The sequence below is a fragment of the Nonomuraea sp. NPDC052265 genome (assembly GCF_044547985.1).
Taxonomy (GTDB): Bacteria; Actinomycetota; Actinomycetes; order Streptosporangiales; family Streptosporangiaceae; genus Nonomuraea.
The window spans coordinates 25741-46218 of sequence record NZ_JBIUBJ010000005.1 but is presented as its reverse complement, the minus strand read 5'-3'; the positions used below and the strand labels follow the sequence as shown (position 1 = coordinate 46218).

Here is a 20478-nt window from a genome sequence, read left to right as displayed (position 1 = left end):
ACACGGACGTGAGCCCGCGGAAAAGCTCCCGCAACGTCACCCGTCCCACGAAAGCCGTCACACGGACGTGAGCTCGCGCGTACGCTCCCGCAGCACCATCACGGCCCGCTCGTTCTTGAAGGGCTCCAGCCGCCGCCGCAGGTCCGCCGCGTACGACCGGGACCGCACCGACTGCAACTCCCCCGCCAGCGTCAGCGCGCTCCCCGCCGCCTGGCACGCCTCCTCCAGTTCCCCGCACTCCAGCAATCCGGCCGCCAGCAGCGACAGGTTGAACATGCGCCCCCGGACGTACCGGGTGTCCATGTCGAGGGAGCGCCGCGCCAGCCGCACCGTGCGCTCCCCCTCCCCCAGGTCGCGGAAGCAGTGGGCGAACTTGGCCGACAGATAGGCCTCGTCGAAGTAGCTGAGCCACCGCGGCTCCTCGGCGGGCCTGCGGGCGTCGAAGGCGAGCTCGGCCCGGTGCAGGGAGGCGCCGCAGGACCTGGGGTCGCCGAGGCCCGCGTGCGCGTGGGCCTCCAGGACCTGGGCGGAGGCCAGCAGGGTCTGGACGCCGGCCCGCCGGGCCGCGAGCTGGGCGGCCCTGGCCAGGTCGAGCGCGTGGGCCGGCTGGCCCATGTAGATGGCCTGGTGGGCCATGCCGGCCAGGATCTCGCCGCCCAGGGTGTGGTCGTCGGCGCCCCTGGCCAGGCGGAGGGCCTGGATGAGGTAGCGCTGGGCCAGGCCGTGCTGCTCCATGTCGTAGGCCATCCAGCCGGCCAGGCGGGTCAGCTCGGCGGCCGCGGCGGCGAGCTGCTTGCCGGTGGACTCGCCGTAGCTGCCGTCCTTGAGCAGGGGGGAGACGGCGGTGTCGAGGTACTTCACGACGGACGAGCGCACCCGGCCGCTGCCGAAGCGGTTGTCGAGCTCGCCGAAGGACCGGGTCACCTCGTGGATGGCGGCGATGTCCGCCCTGCCCACCCGGCGTGCGCCGGTGCCGCTGGGACGCCCGTCAGAAGGCGCCGTCAGCCACCGTATGGCTCCGACGGAGCCTGCTCCGATCGCGAAGGTGGAGTCGATCAGAAACCTCCGTCTCTCTACGTCGGCCCGCCACAACGTCGTCACGGTCGCGACCCCCTCCTGCCACGTGTGGGTGAACTCCTGACCGAGATCGAGGGGCGTGATGTTGGTCGGCATGCCCAGGTCCTCCGAGCTCACCGGGCGGCCGAGCCGCAGCGCGAATATCTCTGTGAGCAGGCACGGGACGGGATCCCGTGGCTTCTGGCCCCCGATCCACCGCAGCACCGAGCTGTGGTCGTACTTCAGGCCCGGCGTGCCGCGCGCGGCGCCCAGATCGTTGAGGCGCCGGGCCAATCCCTTGTGGGAGAAACCCGCCTCCGCGATGAGCTGCTGCAGCAGTCGATTAGGCTCGCGTTCCATCGCTCTCCTCGTCACAGGAGTCGGCGCCCACATCCTTACAGAGAGCTATTTTTATAGCACGTTGTGTAAAGGCTTTCCGGCGGTTCCGCAAGGTCACGCGAACTCCATCGCAATCCCTTCGCCGGCCCTGCTCGGGATCAGGATCCGGACCCGTTCACCTGGACGGGCAACTCACCTACCCACGCCGCGGCCGGGAAACGGCAATGCCTCCCGACCTGCGAGGAAGCGCGAAAACAGGCGAGCGGGGGCCGGTCGGCCCCCGCTCGCCCCATGAACCGGTCAGGCGCGGGCGACGCCGTCGGCGCGGGCCTGGGCGGCCACGGCTGCGGTCACCGCGGGGGCCACGCGCTGGTCGAACGGGCTCGGGATGACGTACGTGGCCGAGAGGTCGTCGCCGACGACGGCGGCCAGCGCGTCGGCGGCGGCCACCTTCATGTTCTCGGTGATGGTCGTGGCCCGCACGTCGAGCGCGCCGCGGAAGACCCCCGGGAAGGCCAGGACGTTGTTGATCTGGTTGGGGAAGTCGGAGCGCCCGGTGGCGACCACCCTGGCGTGCCTGGCGGCCACCTCGGGGTGGACCTCCGGGGTGGGGTTGGACAGCGCGAAGACGATGGCGTCGGGGGCCATGGACGCGATGGCCGCCTCGGAGACGGTCGAGCCCGACAGGCCGAGGAAGACGTCGGCGCCGGCCAGGGCCTCCTCGGTGGAACCGGTGTGGCCGGCCCGGTTGGTGTCGCGGGCCAGGGCCTCCTTGACCGGGTTGAGCCCTTCGCGGCCCTCGTAGATCATGCCCTTGGAGTCGGCGACCGCGATGTCGCCGATGCCGGCGCCCAGCAGGATGCGGGTGACGGCGACGCCGGAGGCGCCCGCGCCGGCCACGACGGCGCGCAGGTCGCCGAGGGTGCGGCCGGTCAGGCGGGCCGCGTTCCGCAGGGCGGCCAGCACGACGATGGCGGTGCCGTGCTGGTCGTCGTGGAAGACGGGGATGTCGAGCAGGTCGCGCAGGCGGTCTTCGACCTCGAAGCAGCGCGGGGCGCTGATGTCCTCCAGGTTGACGCCGCCGAACGACGGCGCGAGGCGCACCACGGTCTCGACGATCGCGTCGACGTCGGTGCAGTCGAGGCAGATCGGGACGGCGTCGACGTCGCCGAACTCCTTGAACAGCAGCGCCTTGCCCTCCATGACCGGCATGGCGGCCGACGGCCCGATGTCGCCCAGGCCGAGCACGGCGGTGCCGTCGGTGACGACGGCGACCACGTTGGAGACCCAGGTGTAGTCGTTGACCAGGGCGGGCGTCTCGGCGATGGCGGTGCAGACGCGGGCGACGCCGGGCGTGTAGGCGAGCGACAGGTCGTCGGCGTCGCGGACGGGAATGGTCGAGCGGACCTCCAGCTTGCCCCCGCGGTGGAGCGCGAAGGCCGGATCGAGGTCGAGCGACTCGACGGAAGCAGAAGCGGAAGCGGGCGTGGCAGACACAGCGACCCCTGTATTCATCGAAACGGACGAAACCATCGGCGTACGAGCGCGAGTGGGCCGGCTTCGGTAGCTGCCGGGCTCCCCTCGTCGGTCGTCTCTGAGGGGTTACGGGGGTCACCCGTCTCCCCATAGTGCCACATGGTGAGATGGTCGATGGTGTCGGAGCCGACGCCGTTCCGTTGACGCATCGTTAAACGCTGGATGACGGACCGCTGCTAAACCCCATTTAAACTGCACAAAACGCAAGTTACGTGGCATAACTCTTTCGAGGAGGCCGTACATGGCCCTCAGCCCCCAGGGCCGCCGTGGCTACGCTGTCGGCGCGCTCGCTCTGACCGCCGCTCTCGCCCTCAGCGCGTGTGGCAGCGACACCGGAGGCTCCTCCTCCGGCAGCACGACTGGCGCGAGCGCCTCCGCGGCCGGCGGCGTGAAGCTCGTCCAGCCCGGCAAGCTCACGGTCTGCACGAACATCCCGTACGAGCCGTTCCAGTTCAAGGACGACAGCGGCAAGATCGTCGGCTTCGACGTGGACATCGTCGACCTCGCCGCGAAGAAACTGGGCGTGACCCAGAACATCGTGGACATCGACTTCGCGGTGATCAAGAGCGGTGCCGCCATGGCCGCGGGCAAGTGCGACGTGGCCGCCGCCGGCATGACGATCACCGACGAGCGCAAGCAGAACATCGACTTCTCCGAGCCCTACTTCGACGCCACCCAGGCGCTGCTGGCCAAGAAGGGCACGGGCGCGAAGTCGCTGGAGGACGTCAAGGCCAAGAACCTCAAGCTGGGCGCGCAGGCCAGCACGACCGGCCTCGACTACGTCAAGAAGCAGGGCTTCAACCCCACCGAGTACGCCGACTCGGCCAAGGAGCTGCTGGCGCTGCAGGCCGGGCAGGCCGACGTGGTCGTCCAGGACCTCCCCGTGGTGCTGACCTGGCTGAAGAAGCCCGAGATCGCCGAGAAGTTCGAGCTGGTCGCCAGCCTGGACACCGGCGAGCAGTACGGCATCGGCCTGAAGAAGGGCGCCGACCCGACCCTGCTCAAGACGATCAACGAAGAGATCACCAAGTCCAAGCAGGACGGCACCTACGAGAAGATCTACGTGAAGTGGTTCGGCAAGAAGCCCGGCGAGCTGGGCTGATCCATGGCCGACCAGCCGAAGACCGCTGAGCCTGGCCGGGCCGGGCTCAGCCCTCGGAAGAAACAGCGGATCACGCGTGCGGTCCAGTACGTCGTGCTGGCCGCCGCGCTCGTCGCCGTGGTCCTGTACGCGGACTGGGCCAGCCTCGCGCAGAACTTCACCAAGGCCGACGTCGCCAAGCAGGCGCTGCCCGACCTGTTCACGATCGCGCTGCGCAACACGATCATCTACACGGTGGGCGGTTTCGTCGTCTCGTTCGTGGCCGGTCTGCTGCTCGCGCTCATGCGGTTGTCGCAGGTGCGGCCGTACCGGTGGATCGCGGTCGTCTACATCGAGATCTTCCGCGGCCTGCCGGCGCTGCTGATCTTCCTGATGATCACCTTCCTGCCGCTGGCGCTGCCCGGGTTCCAGGTGCCGTTCGGCACGTACGGACAGGGCATCCTGGGCCTCGGCCTGGTCGGCGCCGCCTACCAGGCGGAGGTCTTCCGGGCGGGCCTGCAGGCGGTCCCCAAGGGCCAGACGGAGGCCGCCAGGTCGCTGGGCATGTCCGCGACCCGGGCACAGGTGACGGTGGTCATCCCGCAGGCCATCCGCATGGTGATCCCGCCGACGACCAACCAGTTCGTGTCCCTGCTCAAGGACTCCTCGCTGGTGCTGTTCCTGGGCGTCTCCGGCGAGTACGTCGAGCTGGCCAAGTTCGGCAACGACCTGGCCTCCCAGTACGCCAACGCCACGCCCATCATGGTCGCCGGCGTGACGTACCTGATCGTCACGATCCCGCTGGGTTACCTCGCGTCCCGGCTTGAGGGGCGTAAGCGGAGGAGCCAATGACGCACGCCATCGAGCTAAGAGGCCTGCACAAGTACTTCGGCGGGAACCAGGTGCTCAAGGGCATCGACATGACGGTCGAGCCCGGGCAGGTGGTGTGCGTCATCGGGCCGTCCGGCTCGGGCAAGTCCACGCTGCTGCGCTGCGTGAACCTGCTGGAGGAGCCCACCAAGGGCAAGGTGTACGTGCAGGGCGTGGAGGTGACCGACCCCGACGTGGACATCGACGACGTACGACGCCGCATCGGGATGGTCTTCCAGCAGTTCAACCTGTTCCCGCACATGACCGCGCTGGAGAACGTCATGATCGCGCAGCAGCGCGTGCTGAAGCGCGGCAGGCGGGAGGCCGAGGTCGTGGCCCGGGAGAACCTGGAGAAGGTGGGCGTCGGCGCCAAGTGCGACTCCTACCCCACCCAGCTCTCCGGCGGGCAGCAGCAGCGGGTGGCCATCGCCAGGGCGCTGGCCATGAACCCCGACCTGATGCTGTTCGACGAGCCCACCTCGGCGCTCGACCCCGAGCTGGTCGGCGACGTGCTCACGGTCATGCGCAAGCTGGCCGAGGAGGGCATGACCATGCTCGTGGTCACCCATGAGATGGGCTTCGCCCGCCAGGTGGCCGACCGGGTGGTCTTCATGGACGGCGGCGTCGTCGTCGAGGACGGCGACCCCGCCCAGGTGATCGGCGACCCGCGGCACGAGCGCACCCGCGCGTTCCTGCACCGGGTGCTGCACCCGGAGGAGTGAGCGGTCCGGGCCCCCGGAGGTGCCGGGGGCCCGGCGACTCGTGTAATACTCCCGCATGGACCTGACCTCTTACGCAGAGTGGGCGGTCCGCCTGATCAACGATCCCGCCCCGCCCCCGGAGCTGACCGGCCTGCGCGCCGAGCTCGCCGCGGTGTTCGACGTCGCAGGCGACGCGCGCGCGGTGGCCGAGCGCCTCAACGCCCTGCTCGTGCGCTACCCGGTGCACCCGCGGCTGTCGGACCACGACGGCCAGGGCTGGCACCTCCACCTGGCCGAGGACTCCGCCGCCAGCGCGGTGATGGGCCTGGCCGCCGTCGTCGCCGAGGTGGGCGCCGACCGCCTGGGCCGCTGCCACGAGCCGCGCTGCGCCCGCGCCTTCCTCGACACCTCCTCCAACCGCTCCCGCCGCTACTGCTCCCCCCGCTGCGCCACGCGCGCCAACGTGGCGGCCTACCGGCGCCGCAGGAGCGCCCAGGAGGGCTGAGGGGCCGGTCGTGGGGCCGGCCGAGGGGTCATCCGCGGCGCATCAGCGGCCAGTAGCGCAGCACGACGCGCCCGACGATCTCCTCGACCGGCCCGAAGTCCCAGCTGTCGCGGCGCCCGCCGGCGCGCTGGTTGTCGCTCTCCAGCCACCAGCCCCCCTCGCCGTGCCACTGGGCACGTTTCACGATGAGCTGATCGGGATCGCCCGGCAGCCTGGCCACGACGAGGTCCCCCGGACGGACGGCGGCTCCCCGGCGGACCAGGAGCCAGTCGCCGGGGACCAGCGCGGGACGCATCGAATCGCCCTCGACACGCACTCTCATGGGCGGAGACCCCCTACTCCACAGGCGTTGGGACCCGAGTAAGGTCGGTTGTGGACCAAGCTGATTCAGCATCAAGGAAGGACTTTCTGATGCTCGCACGACTGCTACGACCCAAGCATGTCGCTTCCGCCCACTGCGACCTGCCCTGCGGTGTCTACGACCCCGCCCAGGCCCGGATCGAGGCCGAGTCGGTCAAGGCGATCATGGAGAAGTACGAGGCCAGCGACGACCCGGTCTTCCGTACCCGCGCGCTCATCATCAAGGAGCAGCGCGCCGAGCTGGTCAAGCACCACCTGTGGGTGCTCTGGACCGACTACTTCAAGCCGCCGCACCTGGAGCAGTACCCCCAGCTTCACCAGCTCTTCTGGGAGGCCACCAAGCTGGCGGGCGCCGCGGCCGCCAAGGGAACCGTCGACGGCGGCAAGGCCGACGAGCTCCTGGCCAAGATCGACGAGATCTCCAAGATCTTCTGGGAGACCAAGGCCGCCTAAATCGGCACAAAAGGCTCTGTGTGGTCCACACCGCACAGAGCCTTTTCCGTTGATGGCGAGTCTGAATCCGCCAAGCACCTCCCCGGAGCGGTAAGTTGCAGTTGGCGTCGGAAACGCGAGGAGGAACGTGACCGAGGAAACCGAGACGCGTGCGGAGGGCGTGGCCGGCATCCGCGACGTGGTGAGCATCAGGCTCCCTGCCGCGAGTGCTTACCTGTCTGTGCTGCGTACGGCTACCGCCGGCCTGGCCGCCCGGCTTGACTTCACCCTGGACGAGATCGAAGATCTGCGCATCGCGGTCGACGAGGCGTGTGCCATGTTGCTGAGCGAGGCGGTCCCGGGCACCGACCTGACCGCCGAGTTCGAGCTGACCGGCGACGTGATGAAGGTCAGCGTCGAGGTGGCCACGGTAGGCAGCTCCGCCCCCAAGCGCGACGACTTCGCCTGGATGGTGCTGACCGCCCTGGCCGACGACGTCGACGCCGTGACCGACTCCCCCGACCGCATGGCGATCGTCCTGCGTAAGCGCCGAGGCGCAGCGAGGCCGGCGTGACGGAAAGGACTGGAGCCATGGCCACCAGCGAACACGCCGTGCCCGACAGGGTTCGCGCCCGCTTGCTCTTCGCCGAGCTGGCCGAGCTGGGTCCCGAGGAACCGCGCCGCCAGCGCATCAGGGATGAGCTGGTCGAGCTTCACCTTCCTCTGGTCGAATACCTGGCCCGCCGCTTCCGCAACCGCGGCGAGTGGCTCGACGACCTCACCCAGGTCGCCACGATCGGCCTGATCAAGTCGATCGACCGGTTCGATCTCAAGCGCGGGGTCGAGTTCTCCACCTACGCCACGCCCACCATCGTCGGCGAGATCAAGCGGCACTTCCGTGACAAGGGCTGGGCGGTCCGGGTGCCGCGCCGGCTGCAGGAGCTGAAGCTCTCGCTGACGAAGGCGATCAGCGACCTGTCGCAGCGCGAGGGCCGCGCGCCCACGGTCGCCGAGCTGGCCGCCTACCTCAAGATGACCGAGGAGGAGGTGCTGGAGGGCCTGGAGTCGGCCAACGCCTACTCCACGGTGTCCCTCGACGCGCCCGACTCCGGCGACGACGACGCCCCCGCGGTGTCCGACTCGCTGGGCATCGTGGACGAGTCGCTGGAGGGCGTCGAATACCGCGAGTCGCTCAAGCCGCTGCTCGAACGGCTGCCGCCGCGCGAGAAGCGCATCCTGCTGCTGCGGTTCTTCGGGAACATGACGCAGTCGCAGATCGCGACCGAGCTCGGCATCTCGCAGATGCACGTGTCCCGGTTGCTGGCCCGTACCCTCGCCCAGTTGCGCGAGGGGCTGACCGCGGAGGACTAACCGTCCCCGTAGAGCGCATGGGTGGTGGGAGGCGCGAACAGCGCCGCCAGCCCGGTCAGGGCCAGCACGATCAGCGGAACGCCGATCAGCGGCTGACCTGACTGGATGAGCGTGCCCCCGACGGGCAGCAGGAAGATCTGCGCCAGCACGCCGGGCGACCTCCCCCACCGCTCCGCCCTGAGCAGGCCGCCCCAGGCGACCCAGAGCAGCCCGGCCCCGATCAGCAGCCCGAAGGCCGACTCCGCGATGGCCGTGCTGAGACTGTCGGGCGTGCTCACCACCGTCTCCACCGCGACGTAGATCCCGAGCCCGACGGCGATGAGCCCCTCCAGGGCCACGACGACGGCGGCGGCGAGCAAACTCCACGGACGCTTCGACACAGCCAAACCCTATCCGCCCCAGGGTCCGGTCCCGCCGGGGATGTTCCCCCACCCCGAACCGGCCGGCGATCAGCGACTACGCTGGCGATATGCGCGCAATGTTGCTGGTCAATCCCAAGGCCACCACCACCAACGCCCGCACGAGAGACGTGTTGATCCGCGCGCTCGGCGCGGCCGTGGAGCTGTCGGTGGAGGAGACCGGCTACCGGGGGCACGCCGCGACGCTGGCGGCCACGGCCCGGGCCAAGGGGTTCGACGTGGTCGCGGTGCTCGGCGGCGACGGCACGATCAACGAGACCGTCAACGGCCTGCTCAACCCGGTCAACAGCCACGACACCCCGCCGGCCGAGAACCCCAGCTCCGGCCGTCCCCACCTCATCGTGATCCCCGGCGGCAGCGCGAACGTGTTCGCCCGCTCCCTCGGCCTGCCGAACGAGCCGATCGAGGCCACCGGCGCGGTCCTGGAGGCGCTGCGGGAGGGCCGGCGCCGGACCGTGGGCCTGGGGCAGGCGCTCTGGGAGGGGCACAGCCGGTATTTCACGTTCTGCGCGGGCATGGGGTACGACGCCGAGGTCGTGCGGGCCGTGGAGGGCCTGCGGGGCACGGGCAGGAAGGCCACTCCGGCCCGGTACGTGAACACCGCTCTGCGGCACTATCTGGCCACGGACAAGCGGCACGCTCCGATGACCCTGACCGGGCCCGGCATCCCGGCGGCCGAGGGCGTGTTCATGGCGATCATCTCCAACACCTCGCCGTGGACGTACCTGGGGGCCAAGCCGGTGACGCCGACGCCGTGGGCCAGCTTCGAGACCGGGCTCGACCTGCTCGGGCTGAGGAGGATGGGGCCCGTCCAGATCGCCGGGCTGATCCGGCAGATCCTCACGGAGAGTGACGCCGTCCCGTCCGGCAAGCACCTGGTCCAGCTGCACGACGAGGCCGAGTTCACCCTCACCGCCGACCGTCCCGTGGCCTTCCAGCTGGACGGGGACTACCTGGGCGAACGCGAATCCGTAACGTTCCGGTCTACCCCGAACGCGTTACAAGTTCTGGTCTAGCCGGTTACATTCGGTCATTGTGTGACGCATCCGACATCCATAACCGCTAAAACTTCGCCCCAACCCTCTTGCGTGCACTCTGCGTGGCTGGAAGGCTCAACACTGACGTCGGAACGTAGGACCTTTAACAACCCCAAGGCCCTCCGAGCTGTCAGGCGGACACCCCCGGTCCAACACCTGGATTCGGGTAATTGTTCGCGCGAGTTAGTGAAACTCTTCACAAAGTAGTAGCCGCACGGAGCCGACCACAGGTTCCATCTACTAAGGAGTGGACGCATGGACTGGCGCCACCGAGCTGCCTGCCGTGACGTGGACCCCGAGCTGTTCTTCCCGATCGGCAACACCGGCCCCGCCCTGATGCAGATCGAAGAGGCCAAGCAGGTCTGCCGGTCCTGCCCGGCCGTCGACGCCTGCCTGAAGTGGGCGCTGGAGTCCGGACAGGACGCCGGCGTCTGGGGCGGTCTGAGCGAGGACGAGCGCCGCGCCCTCAAGCGCCGCACCGCCCGCGCGCGCGCCCGCGCCTCCGCCTGACCCCGTCTGACCCTGTTCCTCCCCGCAGGAGCCGCCCAGCTTGGCGTGATCGACGTTTCCGCCAAGACCCCGTCGCGTCGCGTACGCGGCGGCCAGGCTCGTACGGACCGGGCGCACCGCTCCTAAGGCGGCCGCCCGGACCGGCGCAACCTCACCCGGACGGCAGCGGGATCGACAACCCGACGTGCGTGCCGCCCCCCTCGCGGGGCTCGATCGTGAGCCTGCCCGACAGCTCCCCCTCCACCAGCGTGCGGACGATCTGCAGCCCCAGACTGGTGGACTTGTCGAGATCGAAGTCCGCCGGAAGGCCCCGCCCGTCGTCCCAGACGGTGACGTTCAGCCGGTCGGGGGCGGGCTCGACCAGCACCTCCATCCGCTTGGGACGCCCGTGCTGCAACGCGTTCTGCAGCAGCTCGGTCAGCGCCATGGCCAGTGGCGTGGCGATGAGCGAGGGCAGCACGCCGAACGCGCCCACCCGGCGGGGCGTGACCGCCGCCTCGGCCGCCGACACCTCGCCCGCCATCGCGATCACCCGGTCGGCGATCTCGTCGAAGTCGACGAACTCCTCCGGCGCGTGCGACAGCGTCTCGTGCACGATGGCGATCGAGCCGACGCGGCGTACGGCCTCCTCCAGCGCCTCGCGGCCCTCGGGCACCTGAAGGCGCCGCGCCTGGAGCCGCAGCAGCGCGGCGACGGTCTGAAGGTTGTTCTTGACGCGGTGGTGGATCTCGCGGATCGTGGCGTCCTTGGTCATCAGCTCGCGCTCGCGCCGCCGCAACTCGGTGACGTCCCTGATGAGGACGAGCGCGCCGATGCGGCCGCCGCCGACGATCAGCGGGATGGCCCTGAGCTGCACGATCGTGCCGCCCGACTCGACCTCGGTCTCCTTGGCCGCGCGCCCGCTGGCCACGATCATCAGGTCTTCGTTGATCGGCTCGTCGGAGTAGCACAGCGTCGCCGTCACCCGGCCCAGCTCGGCGCCCACCAGGTCGGCGTGCAGGCCCAGCCGCCGGTAGGCCGACAGGGCGTTGGGCGAGGCGTACGTGACCCGCCCGGCCCGGTCGAGCCGCAGCAGGCCGTCGCCGACGCGGGGCGAGCGGACCAGGATCGGCTCCTCCCCCGAGAACGGGAAGCGCCCCTCGGCGACCATCTGCGCCAGGTCGGACGCGCTCTGGAGATAGGTCAGCTCAAGCCGGGACGGGGTGCGGGCCGAGGAGAGGTTCGTGGAGCGCTGGATCACGCCCAGGAAGCGGCCCTCGCCGTTGTCGACCGCCCGGCGCACCGGGATCGTCTCCTCGCGGACCGGGACCCCCGTGGACCAGTCGGGGTCGCCCTCCCGGCAGATGCGGCGCTCGTTCCAGGCCGTGTCGATGAGGTGGCGCTCGCCCTTGGCGGCCACGCTGCCGACGATGTCGTCGTGGTAGACGGTGGGGCCGGTGGTGGGGCGCATCTGGGCGATGGCGATCCAGCCGTTCTCACCGAGCAGCGGCGCCCACAGGATGAGGTCGGCGAAGGACAGGTCGGCCAGCAGCTGCCAGTCGGAGACCAGCGAGTGCAGCCAGTCGAGGTCCGCCTCGTCGAGTGCGGTGTGGCGGGCGACGAGGTCGCTGAGAGTCGGCACGAGTGCATCATGCGTGCTTCGGCCGCCAACAGCCAAACCGACCCCCTGATCGAATGCGCAGCTCCTGGCCGGGGAAGGACTCCGCGCGGCGGGCACGGGTGCGCCACCGTGCACCCGGCGTGACTTTCGGGGAATCTCATAGTGTGAGAACCGTCACACGGCGGGATCGCTCGATCCCCATGACGGGACTTCACGGGCATGCCGGAGGTGATCGACACGGGCGGGTGGCTCCTCGATGACGCGGGCCTGACACCGGCCTCGGTTGCGATCGCGCACGCTGCTGTGGATATCCTTCACAATCAGTCTGAGCTGCCCGGATTCGCGCGTACTTGGCGGTGTGCGTGCTCCGTGCGGATATGCCGTCTTTTCAGGTGGTTGACCGCTCGGGCCGATATGAGTTCCGATGATCTCGCGGTGATCAGACACGCCCTCACCGCCGTGCCAGAAGTGAAGGTGAGAGCGTGACCGACGACGGCCCCCGCGTTCCCAAGTACTACGACGTGAAGCGCAGTCTTCTGGAGCTCACCAAGAGTCTGTCCGCGGGCACCGCCCTGCCTCCCGAGCGCACGCTGGCGGTGCGGTTCGAGACCTCGCGCACCACCGTCCGCCAGGCGCTGACCGAGCTGGTCGTCGAGGGCAGGCTGCTGCGCATCCAGGGCAAGGGCACGTTCGTGGCCCAGCCGAAGGTGGCGCAGGTGCTCCAGCTCACCTCCTACATCGGCGACCTGCGCACGGCGGGCCTGGAGCCGGACACGAAGATCCTGGAGATCGGCTACATCACCGCCGACGAGGCGCTGGCGCGGCGGCTGGCCATCAACCCCGGCGGCCGGGTGCTGCGCATCCACCGGCTCCGGCTGGCCAACGGCGAGCCCGTCTCGATCGACACCACCCATCTGTCCGCGCGGCGCTTCCCCCGCCTGCGACGCGAGCTCGAGGTGCACGCCTCCCTGTACGAGACGCTGCACAACGCCTACAACGTACGGCTCACGGACGCCGAGGAGATCATCGAGACCGTGCTCGCCACCCCCTACGACGCCAAGGCCCTGGGCGTGGACGTGGGCCTGCCGATGCTCCTGCTGACCCGCCACGCCTTCGACGCCGACGGCAACCCGGTGGAGTGGGCACAGTCCCTCTACCGCGGCGACCGGTACAAGTTCGTCACGCGCCTGCGGCGTCCCTGACCGGGACGGCGCGCGGCGGCTTCTAGGCTGGGACGATGAGCGTTCTCGTCGTGTCCGGCACCGACTTCGGCGTGGGCAAGACCGTCGTGTCGGCCGCGGTGGCCGCCCTGGCCAGGGAGCGGGGGGCGTCCGTCGCCGTGGTGAAGCCGGCGCAGACCGGCGACGGCCACGACCTCGACGAGGTGATGCGGCTGTCCGGGGTGAGCACCACGTTCGAGCTGGGGCGTTTCGCCGAACCGCTCTCGCCGGCCGCCGCCGCGCGGGTCGCCGGGGTGCCGCCGGTGTCGCTGACGACCGCCGCCCGGTTCGTCGAGGAGCTGGCCGAGAGCAACCGGCTGGTCGTCGTCGAGGGGACGGGCGGGCTGCTGGTGCGGTTCGACGAGGACGGCGCGACGATCGCCGACCTGGCCCGGCTGGTGGGCGCGCAGGTGCTCGTGGTCGCGGGTGCCGGCGTCGGGGCGCTCAACCACACCGCGCTGACCCTGGAGGCCCTGGCGCACCGGGGGCTCGACCTGGCGGGCGTGGTGATCGGGCGCTGGCCGGAGGAGGCCGGGATCGTCGAGCGGAGCAACGTCGCCGATCTGGAGATGCTGGCCGCGCGGCCGCTGGCCGGAGTGCTGCCCGATGGAGCCGGGAGACTCGGCCGCGAGGCGTTCGCTCAGCTGGCGCGCGAGGGGCTGGGCGCCACGCTGGGCGGTTCGTTCGACCCGGCCGCCTTCAAACGGCGGGTGGGGGCGCTCTAGCAGGCGGCCTCGGGGAGGCGGCAGACCTTGACGGTCATCTCGCGCGCCTGGCCGATCAGCCCCTTGAAGCCCTTGAGCGGCAGGCTCCTGGTCGGCCGGGCCGACTCGCCGACGATGTAGAGGGCCGCGCCGCGCCTGACCGCGACCGCGTGCTCGCCGCTGTCGAAGAAGCGGCCGCCGGCGCGCAGGCCGTCGTCGCGCACGTCCAGGGGCTGGGTGAAGTAGCGGTGACGGTTGACGCCCTTGCCGACGTCGGCGCAGCGCCTGAGGTCCGCGCGCAGGATGCGCATGGCGGCCTTGGCGTGCCGGACGTCCTTGTAGACCACGAGCTGCTCGTACTTCATCTCGTCCTCGCTGGAGTAGAGCACGGCGCGCGTCTCCAGGCGGCCGCCGTCCCGCCGGTGGTGCGACAGGCACGGGTCGAGCTGGAGCGGCAGCTTGACGGAGTTTGGAGTGAGATGTTCTGTGTGCGGCAATTGTTCGAGGGTGGGGTTAGCTCTACCGTCCACCGGCACACCAGACCCATTTCGCGGCGGTCTGGTCGATCAATACCTTTGATGCATGAAAGTCCCCCGTCCCTGGTCGGCACGTGCCTGGCTCGACACGTCCCACGTGATGATCGGGCTGCCGGTCGCCATGGTGCTCGGCGGGCTCACGCTGCTGCTGGCCGTGGCCCCGCCGGTGCTGCGGCGCGGCGTCCCGGCGTTCACCCGGGTGCAGCGGTCCAGGTTCGCGGCCTTCCTCGACGTGCGCATCCCGCCGCCGGTGGGGCCGGTCGGCTGGCGCAGGGCGACCACCTGGCGGCAGATCACCTACCACCTGCTGTCGCCGTTCGTGGGCACGGCGGCGGCCGTCCTCGTCGCGCTGGCATGGGGCGGGGCCGTGGTGGGGCTGCTGTCGTTCGTGCCGCCGCGGGTGCAGGCGCCGCCGCTGGTGTTCCTGGTCGATCTGCGCGATCCGGTCATCGTGGGGATCTCCATGGGGACCGGCCTGGCGCTACTGCTGCTCGCGCCGGTCCTGGCCAGGGGCATGGCGGCGCTCGACCTGTCGGTGGCGCGTACGCTGCTCGGGCCCAGCCGTACCGAGCTGGGGCAGCGCATCGAGACGCTGACCGAGAGCCGGGCCGGCGTGATCGACGCCGCCGACGCCGAGCGCCGCAGGATCGAGCGCGACCTGCACGACGGCGCCCAGCAGCGCCTGGTCTCGCTCGCCATGAACCTCGGCCTGGCCAGGGCCACCCTCACCGACCTGCCCGAGCCCGCCCGCGAGGCGATCGAACGGGCCCATGAGGAGGCCAAGCAGGCGCTCAAGGAGCTGCGCGACTTCGTCCGGGGCCTGCATCCGGCCGTGCTCAACGACCAGGGGCTCGACGCGGCGCTCTCCGGGGTCGCGGCCCGCGCCCCGCTGCCCGTACGCCTGCGCGTCGACATCGACCGGCGCGTCTCCCCGACCATCGAGGCGGTGGCCTTCTTCATCGTGTCCGAAGCACTGACCAACATCGCCAAACACTCCGCCGCGACCAAGGCCGAGGTGACGGCCCGGCGCGAGCGCGACCGCCTGCACGTGCTGGTCCACGACGACGGCTGCGGCGGCGCCCGGCTCGACGGCGGCACCGGGCTGCGCGGCCTGGCCCAGCGCATCGACTCCGTGGACGGGACGCTGCGCCTGTCCAGCCCGCTCGGCGGGCCGACCACGATCGAGGTGGACCTGCCGTGCGAGTAGTTCTGGCCGAGGACTCCGTCCTGCTGCGCGAGGGGCTGATCAGGCTGCTCGACGCGTCCGGCCTGCGGGTGGTGGCGGCCGTGGACGAGGCCGAGGGCCTGTTGCGGGCCGTCGAGGAGCACCGGCCGGAGCTGGTGATCACCGACGTGCGGATGCCGCCCACGCACACCGACGAGGGGCTGCGCGCCGCTCTCGTGCTGCGCCGCCAGCATCCCGGCCTGGCCGTGCTGGTGCTCTCCCAGTACGTCGAGGAGCGCTACGCCGCCCGCCTGCTGGCCACGGCGACCGGCGGCGTCGGCTACCTGCTGAAGGACCGGGTGGCCGACGTGGCCGAGTTCATCGACGCCCTGCGCAGGGTCGCCGGCGGCGGCACCGCCCTCGACCCGGAGGTCGTCGCCCAGCTCCTGCTGCGCGGCGACAGCGACCCGCTGGAACGCCTGACGCCACGCGAGCACGAGGTGCTCAAGCTCATGGCCGAGGGCCGCTCGAACGCCGGGATCGGCCAGGCGCTCGTGCTCAGCGAGGGGGCCGTGGGCAAGCACATCGGCAACATCTTCACCAAGCTCGACCTGCCCCCGGCCGAGGGCGATCACCGCCGGGTCCTCGCCGTCCTGCAGTTCTTCAAGATCAGGAGCATGCCGTGAGGACCATCTGGCTGACGGCGGGCGCCGTGGCGACGGTCGCCGCCCTGCTGCTGTCCGTCCTGCTGGTCTGGAACGGGTTCGCCCGCGCCACCGCGCCGCAGGAGACACGGGCCAGGACGGTCCCGTTCGCGCTGGACACGCTGAAGGTCACCACGGGCAGCGGCGAGGTGAACGTCGAGATCGTGCCGGGCCCCGCGGGAGAGCTGACGATCTCCCGGTCCGTGAACTGGACCTCGATCGACCGGCCGGTGATCATCGAGGACTGGAACGGCGACACGCTGCGGCTGGACATCCGGTGCGGAACCGCCCCCCGGCCGGACGGTCCGGTGTGCCGGGCGGACTACACGCTGCTGGTGCCCTTCGAGACCGGGGTCGCAGCCCGGACGACCGTCGGCGACCTCGGGGTCCACAGCGTGGTCGGCGCCGTGCGGCTGACGACCGTGTCGGGGAACGTGCGGGCCGAGGGGGTCACCGGCGAGGTCTGGGCCAGGTCCGGTTCCGGGTCCGTCTTCGGCGACGCGATGCTCGGCGGCCAGGCCGACGTCGAGACCGGCTCGGGCGACGTACGGCTCGACTTCGCCAACCCGCCGCTCGCGGTCAGGGCCGTCGCGCGGGCCACCGGCGACGTCGAGCTGCGGCTGCCGCCGGAGACCTACGACGTGACGACCGAGGGCCGCCGCACCGAGGTTGAGGTCGACGCGGTGAAGGGCGCGCCCAGGAAGATCGAGGCGCGGGCGCCGCTGGGCTCGGTCCGCGTCTGCTGCGGATAGCGGAGACCGTCCGGCCCACAGTCGGCCCACAACGCGGCCGGACGCAAGCCTTAAGATCTGTTTACTCTTATCACTGGTTGGTAAGTTCCCGGCATGGAGTCTGCGAAGCACGCCGGTGACGTCGCCGTCGCCGTGTCCAAGGCCTATGGCGTCGAGACCATGTTCACGCTCTCGGGAGGCCACGTCTTCCCGCTGTACGACGGCGCGGTGCACGAGGGCATGCGCATCCTCGACGTACGCCACGAGCAGAGCGCGGTCTTCGCCGCCGAGGCGACGGCCCGGCTGACCAGGAAGCCCGGCCTGGCCGTGCTGACCGCCGGGCCGGGCATCACCAACGGCGTCAGCGGCATCGCGACCGCGCACTTCAACGGCTCGCCGGTGGTCGTCATGGGCGGCCGCGCCCCCCAGTCGCGCTGGGGCAGCGGCGCCCTCCAGGAGATGGACCATCCGCCGCTGCTCGGCCCGATCACCAAGCTGTCGTTCACCGCCTCCGGCGCCGACTCGATCGGCCAGGACGTCGAGTCGGCCTTCCGCACCGCCGTCGCGCCCCAACGCGGCCCGGTCTTCCTCGACTTCTACATGGACCACCTGTTCGCCCCCTCGCCCGCCCACGAGGTGCACACGCAGTCACCCTCGCCGCTGGAGCCCGACCCCGACGACCTGGCCGCCATCGCCCGGCTGCTGGCCGAGGCCGAGCGTCCGGTGCTGGTCTACGGCTCCGACGTGTGGATGGACCGGGCCGAGGAGGCCGCCCGCGACTTCGCCGAGACCTGGCGGCTGCCGGTCATCCCCAACGGCCAGGGCCGCGGCATCCTGCCCGCCGGGCACGAGCTGCTGGCCACCCGCGCCCGCGGCCTGGCCTTCTCCCAGGCCGACCTGGTCATCGTGATCGGCACCCCGCTCGACTTCCGGCTCGGCTACGGCTGGTTCGGCGGCAAGGACGGCGCGCCCCTGGCCCGCGTCGTGCACATCGCCGACGCGCCCTCGCAGCTCGCCACCCACATGCAGCCCGCCGCCAAGGCCGCGGGCGACCTGTCGGTGGTGCTGTGGAGCCTCGGCGCGGCCTGCGGCGACGCCGGGGTCAAGCCCGGCTCGTACGCCTCCTGGCTGTCCACGCTGGCCGACGCCGCCGCCGCGGCGATCGAGGACGACGCCGAGCTGCTGGCCGCCGACACCGACCCGATCCACCCCATGCGCATCTACGGCGAGCTGGGCAAGGTCCTGGCCGACGATGCCGTGGTGATCGGCGACGGCGGCGACTTCGTCTCCTACGCCGGCAAGTACGTCGAGCCCAGGCAGCCGGGCAACTGGCTCGACCCGGGCCCGTACGGGTGCCTCGGCACCGGGCTCGGCTACTCCATCGCCGCCCGGCTGGCCCGTCCGTCCTCGCAGGTCGTGCTCCTGCTCGGCGACGGCGCCGCCGGCTTCTCCCTGATGGACGTCGACACCCTCGTACGCCACCGGCTGCCGGTCGTCATGATCTGCGGCAACAACGGCATGTGGGGCCTGGAGAAGCACCCCATGCAAATGCTGTACGGCTACGACGTGGCCGCCGACCTCCAGCCGCAGTGCCGCTACGACCAGGTCGTGACGGCACTGGGCGGCGGCGGCGAGCTGGTCACCAAGCCGTCGGAGATCGGGCCGGCGCTGTGCAGGGCGTTCGACTCCGGCATCCCGTACATGGTGAACATCGCCACCGACCCGCAGGTCGCCTATCCCCGCAACACGACGGGGATCTGACCCCCTACGACTTGGGCGTGGCCGTGGGGGTCGGCGACGGCGTCGGCGTCGTGCAGATGCCGTCGATGACGTAGAGCGTGATCACCTTCGTCTCCGGGACCACCGTGCCGCCGGCCGGGACCGTCTTGGTGATCCTGCGGCAGGCGGGGTCGTCGGTGGTCACGGACGAGTCGCGGACGTGGACCTGCAGCCCCGCCGCCTCGACCATCTCCTGTCCCTTGAGGAAGGACAGCCCGGCGACCTGAGGCACCTTGATCTTCTTGACCGTCGGCGTCGGCGTGCTCGTCGGCGTCTTGGTCGGCTCCTTCGTGGTGGTCGGGGTGGTGGTGGGCGTGGTCGTCGGCTCCTCGGTCTCCGTCGGCTCCTCGCTCGGAGGGTGCGTGGGCGGCCTGGTGGTGGGCGGCAGGGGCGGCTTCGTGGCAGGCGTCGCCGTGGGTTTGACGCCCTTCTTGGGGCCGGACTTCGCCGGCGTGGGGCCGTCGTCGCTGTTGCCCTCGTTGGTGATGGTCGAGGTCGGCGTCGGCGTGCCGGGGACCATGCCCGTCAGCGCCACCGCGCCGGCGCCCACGCCGAGCACCACCGCGGCCGTGAGCCCGACGACCAGGCCGGTCCTGCGCGGCGCCTTGGCGGCGCGGCGGCCCCCCGGGCGGCGCTCGCCGACGGCGGCCGTGGTCTCCTCCGACGAGGCCGGCAGGTGCGTCCCCGTCTGGAACGCGCCACCCCCGGACGGCGGCTGCCCGCCCTGGTAGGCGAGCGGCTGCCCCTGCTGGTAGGCGCCGGTCTGGGGCTGCCCCTGCTGGTAGGCGCCCGTCTGCTGGGACTGGCCCTGCTGGTAGGCGCCCGTCTGCTGGGACTGGCCCGCCTGGTAGGCACCGGTCTGGTACGACTCGGGCGGCGGGGCCATCGTGGCGCCCGTGGCCGGCGGCGCGATCTCGGCCACCGGCGTGATCGCCTGGCCCGACCCGGCCGCGCGGGCCGCCTCGCTCATCGCCTTCGCCGTCGGGAACCGCCTGGCGGGGTCCTTCGACAGCGCCACCTCCACCAGCGCCCTGATCGGCGCCGGGATGTCGGCGGGCAGCGGCGGCGGCGCCTCCCGGATGTGCTTGAGCGCGATCGTGACCGCGCTGTCACCGTCGAACGGCCGCTGCCCCAGCAGGCATTCGTAGGCGACCACGCCGAGCGCGTAGATGTCCACGGCCGGCGTGACGGGCGCGCCCTCGGCCTGCTCGGGCGCGCAGTAGGCGGCCGTGCCCAGCACCATGCCGGCGTCGGTCAGCCGGTTGGCCAGGTCGGAACGGGCGATGCCGAAGTCGGTGAGCACCAGCGTGCCGTCGCGCTGCACCAGCAGGTTGCCCGGTTTGACGTCGCGGTGCACGATCCCCTGGTCGTGCACCGCCTGCAAGGCCGAGGCGGCCTGCGCGATGAGTTCCATGGCCGCCTGTGGCGGGATCCGGCCGAGCCGGGCCAGCAGCCGGTCGAGCGGCTCCCCGTCCACGAACTTCATCACGAGGTAGACGGTGTCGCCGCTCACCCCGTAGTCGTAGACGTCGACCACGCCGGAATGGTTGATCGTGGCCATCGCCCTGGCTTCCCCCTGGAAGCGGGCGACGAATCCGCGGTCATCCATGCGGCCTGGGAGCAGCACCTTGACGGCGACGGTGCGGGCGAGCACGATGTCCTCGCCTCGCCACACCTCGCCCATGCCGCCGGCGCCGATGCGGGTATCCAGCCGATACCGCCCCGCCAGCGTCGTGCCTTGGGCCACCATGACTCCCCCGCTACCCCCCTACATCGGTAACCTCGCCCACCCCGCGGTTCTTCAACCAAGCGAACTTTTGTC

The 20478-nt window shown here is 71.0% G+C and carries 22 protein-coding genes; 15 read left to right on the top strand and 7 right to left on the bottom strand.

Annotated features, from left to right (window positions below; all coding sequences use genetic code 11):
- Positions 1–57: 57 nt before the first annotated feature.
- Both ACIHAD_RS17155 and ACIHAD_RS17150 read right to left on the bottom strand, forming a co-directional pair.
- The gene (locus tag ACIHAD_RS17155; protein ID WP_397355437.1) at positions 58–1416 is read right to left on the bottom strand and encodes a hypothetical protein; all 1359 of its coding nucleotides are present in this window, start codon (positions 1414–1416) and stop codon (positions 58–60) included.
- 279 nt (positions 1417–1695) lie between these two features.
- Positions 1696–2910 (bottom strand): NADP-dependent malic enzyme, encoded by a 1215-nt coding sequence (locus ACIHAD_RS17150; protein WP_397355436.1) that lies wholly within the window; start codon positions 2908–2910, stop codon positions 1696–1698.
- Between the two features lie 262 nt (positions 2911–3172).
- Here ACIHAD_RS17150 and ACIHAD_RS17145 point away from each other — a divergent pair, with 262 nt between their 5' ends.
- The 4 genes from ACIHAD_RS17145 to ACIHAD_RS17130 are packed head-to-tail and all read left to right on the top strand — an operon-like array spanning position 3173 to position 6088.
- Positions 3173–4033 carry an ABC transporter substrate-binding protein gene (locus ACIHAD_RS17145; protein WP_397355434.1) on the top strand — a complete coding sequence of 287 codons (861 nt, stop codon included), beginning with the start codon at positions 3173–3175 and terminating at the stop codon, positions 4031–4033.
- Between the two features lie 3 nt (positions 4034–4036).
- The gene (locus tag ACIHAD_RS17140; protein ID WP_397355433.1) at positions 4037–4864 is read left to right on the top strand and encodes an amino acid ABC transporter permease; all 828 of its coding nucleotides are present in this window, start codon (positions 4037–4039) and stop codon (positions 4862–4864) included.
- Positions 4861–5604: an amino acid ABC transporter ATP-binding protein gene (locus ACIHAD_RS17135; RefSeq protein ID WP_397355432.1), complete on the top strand. Its 744-nt coding sequence runs from the start codon at positions 4861–4863 to the stop codon at positions 5602–5604. The genes ACIHAD_RS17140 and ACIHAD_RS17135 overlap by 4 nt, the downstream gene beginning before the upstream one ends.
- 55 nt (positions 5605–5659) lie before the next feature.
- Positions 5660–6088 (top strand): CGNR zinc finger domain-containing protein, encoded by a 429-nt coding sequence (locus tag ACIHAD_RS17130; RefSeq protein ID WP_397355431.1) that lies wholly within the window; start codon positions 5660–5662, stop codon positions 6086–6088.
- A 28-nt stretch (positions 6089–6116) separates the two neighbouring features.
- On the opposite strand, the gene ACIHAD_RS17125 is transcribed toward ACIHAD_RS17130, so the two are convergent.
- Complete coding sequence (locus tag ACIHAD_RS17125; protein WP_397355430.1) at positions 6117–6482, bottom strand: S24 family peptidase; 366 nt, start codon at positions 6480–6482, stop codon at positions 6117–6119.
- 17 nt (positions 6483–6499) lie between these two features.
- On the opposite strand from ACIHAD_RS17125, the gene sodN reads away from it, so the two are divergent.
- The 3 genes from sodN (at position 6500) to ACIHAD_RS17110 (ending at position 8251) form a co-directional block, all read left to right on the top strand.
- Positions 6500–6901 carry a superoxide dismutase, Ni gene (gene sodN / locus ACIHAD_RS17120; protein ID WP_352331376.1) on the top strand — a complete coding sequence of 134 codons (402 nt, stop codon included), beginning with the start codon at positions 6500–6502 and terminating at the stop codon, positions 6899–6901.
- A gap of 127 nt (positions 6902–7028) precedes the next feature.
- Positions 7029–7454: an anti-sigma factor gene (locus ACIHAD_RS17115; protein WP_352352342.1), complete on the top strand. Its 426-nt coding sequence runs from the start codon at positions 7029–7031 to the stop codon at positions 7452–7454.
- A gap of 17 nt (positions 7455–7471) precedes the next feature.
- Positions 7472–8251 carry an RNA polymerase sigma factor SigF gene (locus tag ACIHAD_RS17110; protein ID WP_352352343.1) on the top strand — a complete coding sequence of 260 codons (780 nt, stop codon included), beginning with the start codon at positions 7472–7474 and terminating at the stop codon, positions 8249–8251.
- Here ACIHAD_RS17110 and ACIHAD_RS17105 read toward each other — a convergent pair.
- Positions 8248–8631 (bottom strand): hypothetical protein, encoded by a 384-nt coding sequence (locus ACIHAD_RS17105; RefSeq protein ID WP_397355428.1) that lies wholly within the window; start codon positions 8629–8631, stop codon positions 8248–8250. The two genes, ACIHAD_RS17110 and ACIHAD_RS17105, sit on opposite strands and share 4 nt — an antisense overlap.
- Positions 8632–8720: 89 nt before the next feature.
- Between ACIHAD_RS17105 and ACIHAD_RS17100 the strand changes: the two genes are divergently transcribed.
- Both ACIHAD_RS17100 and ACIHAD_RS17095 read left to right on the top strand, forming a co-directional pair.
- Entirely contained in the window at positions 8721–9686 is a 966-nt protein-coding gene (locus ACIHAD_RS17100; RefSeq protein ID WP_397355427.1) for a diacylglycerol/lipid kinase family protein, read from the top strand.
- A gap of 276 nt (positions 9687–9962) precedes the next feature.
- Positions 9963–10217, top strand: a complete 255-nt coding sequence (locus ACIHAD_RS17095) for a WhiB family transcriptional regulator (protein WP_113705541.1) — start codon at positions 9963–9965, stop codon at positions 10215–10217.
- Between the two features lie 151 nt (positions 10218–10368).
- Here ACIHAD_RS17095 and ACIHAD_RS17090 read toward each other — a convergent pair whose 3' ends face one another.
- Positions 10369–11838 (bottom strand): histidine kinase N-terminal domain-containing protein, encoded by a 1470-nt coding sequence (locus ACIHAD_RS17090; protein ID WP_397355426.1) that lies wholly within the window; start codon positions 11836–11838, stop codon positions 10369–10371.
- 461 nt (positions 11839–12299) lie between these two features.
- Between ACIHAD_RS17090 and ACIHAD_RS17085 the strand changes: the two genes are divergently transcribed.
- Both ACIHAD_RS17085 and bioD read left to right on the top strand, forming a co-directional pair.
- Positions 12300–13019 carry a GntR family transcriptional regulator gene (locus tag ACIHAD_RS17085; protein ID WP_397355425.1) on the top strand — a complete coding sequence of 240 codons (720 nt, stop codon included), beginning with the start codon at positions 12300–12302 and terminating at the stop codon, positions 13017–13019.
- Between the two features lie 35 nt (positions 13020–13054).
- Entirely contained in the window at positions 13055–13762 is a 708-nt protein-coding gene (gene bioD, locus ACIHAD_RS17080; RefSeq protein WP_397355424.1) for a dethiobiotin synthase, read from the top strand.
- Here bioD and ACIHAD_RS17075 read toward each other — a convergent pair.
- Complete coding sequence (locus tag ACIHAD_RS17075) at positions 13759–14238, bottom strand: hypothetical protein (protein WP_397355423.1); 480 nt, start codon at positions 14236–14238, stop codon at positions 13759–13761. The genes bioD and ACIHAD_RS17075 overlap by 4 nt on opposite strands.
- Before the next feature lie 85 nt (positions 14239–14323).
- On the opposite strand from ACIHAD_RS17075, the gene ACIHAD_RS17070 reads away from it, so the two are divergent.
- The 4 genes from ACIHAD_RS17070 to ACIHAD_RS17055 all read left to right on the top strand — a co-directional run bounded on the left by ACIHAD_RS17070 (position 14324) and on the right by ACIHAD_RS17055 (position 18638).
- Positions 14324–15484, top strand: a complete 1161-nt coding sequence (locus tag ACIHAD_RS17070) for a histidine kinase (protein ID WP_397355422.1) — start codon at positions 14324–14326, stop codon at positions 15482–15484.
- Entirely contained in the window at positions 15475–16128 is a 654-nt protein-coding gene (locus ACIHAD_RS17065; protein ID WP_397355421.1) for a response regulator, read from the top strand. The genes ACIHAD_RS17070 and ACIHAD_RS17065 overlap by 10 nt, the downstream gene beginning before the upstream one ends.
- Positions 16125–16898, top strand: a complete 774-nt coding sequence (locus tag ACIHAD_RS17060; RefSeq protein ID WP_397355420.1) for a DUF4097 family beta strand repeat-containing protein — start codon at positions 16125–16127, stop codon at positions 16896–16898. Before ACIHAD_RS17065 ends, ACIHAD_RS17060 begins: the two co-directional genes overlap by 4 nt.
- Before the next feature lie 93 nt (positions 16899–16991).
- The gene (locus tag ACIHAD_RS17055) at positions 16992–18638 is read left to right on the top strand and encodes an acetolactate synthase (RefSeq protein ID WP_397355419.1); all 1647 of its coding nucleotides are present in this window, start codon (positions 16992–16994) and stop codon (positions 18636–18638) included.
- A 4-nt stretch (positions 18639–18642) separates the two neighbouring features.
- On the opposite strand, the gene ACIHAD_RS17050 is transcribed toward ACIHAD_RS17055, so the two are convergent.
- Positions 18643–20406 (bottom strand): serine/threonine-protein kinase, encoded by a 1764-nt coding sequence (locus ACIHAD_RS17050; RefSeq protein ID WP_397355418.1) that lies wholly within the window; start codon positions 20404–20406, stop codon positions 18643–18645.
- Positions 20407–20478 lie beyond the last annotated feature (72 nt).

Excerpts from the sequence above, each read along its gene's own strand:
- ACIHAD_RS17095 (WP_113705541.1), top strand. The coding sequence starts at position 9,963 with ATGGACTGGCGCCACCGAGCTGCCTGCCGTGACGTGGACCCCGAGCTG.
- ACIHAD_RS17100 (WP_397355427.1), top strand. The coding sequence starts at position 8,721 with ATGCGCGCAATGTTGCTGGTCAATCCCAAGGCCACCACCACCAACGCC.
- ACIHAD_RS17155 (WP_397355437.1), bottom strand. The coding sequence starts at position 1,416 with ATGGAACGCGAGCCTAATCGACTGCTGCAGCAGCTCATCGCGGAGGCG.
- ACIHAD_RS17125 (WP_397355430.1), bottom strand. The coding sequence starts at position 6,482 with ATGCTGAATCAGCTTGGTCCACAACCGACCTTACTCGGGTCCCAACGC.
- ACIHAD_RS17150 (WP_397355436.1), bottom strand. The coding sequence starts at position 2,910 with ATGAATACAGGGGTCGCTGTGTCTGCCACGCCCGCTTCCGCTTCTGCT.
- ACIHAD_RS17070 (WP_397355422.1), top strand. The coding sequence starts at position 14,324 with ATGAAAGTCCCCCGTCCCTGGTCGGCACGTGCCTGGCTCGACACGTCC.
- bioD (WP_397355424.1), top strand. The coding sequence starts at position 13,055 with ATGAGCGTTCTCGTCGTGTCCGGCACCGACTTCGGCGTGGGCAAGACC.
- ACIHAD_RS17145 (WP_397355434.1), top strand. The coding sequence starts at position 3,173 with ATGGCCCTCAGCCCCCAGGGCCGCCGTGGCTACGCTGTCGGCGCGCTC.
- ACIHAD_RS17135 (WP_397355432.1), top strand. The coding sequence starts at position 4,861 with ATGACGCACGCCATCGAGCTAAGAGGCCTGCACAAGTACTTCGGCGGG.
- ACIHAD_RS17140 (WP_397355433.1), top strand. The coding sequence starts at position 4,037 with ATGGCCGACCAGCCGAAGACCGCTGAGCCTGGCCGGGCCGGGCTCAGC.
- sodN (WP_352331376.1), top strand. The coding sequence starts at position 6,500 with ATGCTCGCACGACTGCTACGACCCAAGCATGTCGCTTCCGCCCACTGC.
- ACIHAD_RS17110 (WP_352352343.1), top strand. The coding sequence starts at position 7,472 with ATGGCCACCAGCGAACACGCCGTGCCCGACAGGGTTCGCGCCCGCTTG.
- ACIHAD_RS17055 (WP_397355419.1), top strand. The coding sequence starts at position 16,992 with ATGGAGTCTGCGAAGCACGCCGGTGACGTCGCCGTCGCCGTGTCCAAG.
- ACIHAD_RS17050 (WP_397355418.1), bottom strand. The coding sequence starts at position 20,406 with ATGGTGGCCCAAGGCACGACGCTGGCGGGGCGGTATCGGCTGGATACC.
- ACIHAD_RS17130 (WP_397355431.1), top strand. The coding sequence starts at position 5,660 with ATGGACCTGACCTCTTACGCAGAGTGGGCGGTCCGCCTGATCAACGAT.